Source organism: Photorhabdus kleinii (assembly GCF_025384885.1).
Taxonomy (GTDB): Bacteria; Pseudomonadota; Gammaproteobacteria; order Enterobacterales; family Enterobacteriaceae; genus Photorhabdus; species Photorhabdus kayaii.
In genome coordinates this window covers 1-1185 of record NZ_JAJAFY010000141.1, presented here as the reverse complement: position 1 = coordinate 1185, position 1185 = coordinate 1, and the positions used below count along the sequence as shown (strand labels likewise).

Sequence of the window (1185 nt, the reverse complement as noted above, 5' to 3'; positions counted from 1 at the left end):
AGTTCTCTTGATTTTGGCAAGGCTATCGCCCTGAGTGCCGCAGGAAACTGTCTGGCGGTGCATGGTTACGATGATTCCACAATAAGCACGATTTATGTGTATACACGCACGAATGGGATCTGGGATAGCGAAAACCCCATTAAGTTTATGGCCCCTAAAGATGAATTACGTCGTTTTACCAAGGTTTTTAGCCTGAATGCAGAGGGAGATCGTCTGGTGGTGGGTTCAAGTTCTTATCAATCCACTAATGTTGTTAGGGAGGTTTATCTGTATACGCGCACGAATGGGATCTGGGATAGAGAAAATCCCATTAAGTTTTCGGCTCCTACAAGTGACGTATATTTTGGCAATTTTCTCGAACTGAATGATGCTGGGGATCGTCTGGCAGTGGGGGCGGCTTCCCGGGTGTATGTGTATACCTGTCTGAATGATAAGTGGAATATGGAAACGCCTATGGAGATTTTGAACCCTTCAGGCAATTCAGATAATTTAAATGGTTTTGGTGGGCCTATCGGCCTGAATAAGGCGGGGACGAGTTTGGTTGTTGGCGCAACGTCAGAGAGTGTCGATTTTAAGCTCAAAGCCGGTGCAGTTTATATCTTTGAGAATATCAATTGATGCCCATACAGAAGACAGAAAACAGATGACGGTGACTGTCTAATACGGCTGGCTTTTGAGGAAATGTGATGACTGATAAAGAAATTAATACCATTGACTCATTGAAAGCGAGTTTTAAATCTGGTGTTCGACTCATGCCGGAAGCATTTTCCCGCTTGATTGATGAGGCATATAAGGCATATGAAATCATTGATGGCGCTCAGGGTGATGGCTCAACCACAGGGTTGAAACGAGATGACAAAGGAAAACTGGCCCTCAACACCCAGCATTCTGGCAGGTTAAACTTTGAACAGGGGGCTTTGGCGCTATCCTTGAAGCCAGAAGGTGGACTCTCTTTTGATGGGGGAGGGTATCTGAAATTGGATGCCGATCGGCAGGTTCAGTTTGCGGATTTTTTCAGTTTATCGCGGTGGGAGCGGATGGAGATCACGCAGGTGTTAGGTTTGAAACGTACTATGATGACGCGTATTGTTTCTCCTTCTCCTAAAGCGAGGGAGTACTTTGGTACTTCTGTTAGCCTGAATGCCGCGGGAGACTGTTTAGCGGTTGGGATGATTAATAAAGTCT

2 pseudogenes are annotated in these 1185 nt (G+C 45.7%); both read left to right on the top strand.

The annotated features are described in order from the left end of the window. Positions 1–618, top strand: a pseudogene (locus tag LG003_RS23035) (hypothetical protein); the annotation flags it as partial. A gap of 65 nt (positions 619–683) precedes the next feature. Beyond that, a pseudogene (locus LG003_RS23030) lies at positions 684–1185 on the top strand (hypothetical protein); the annotation flags it as partial.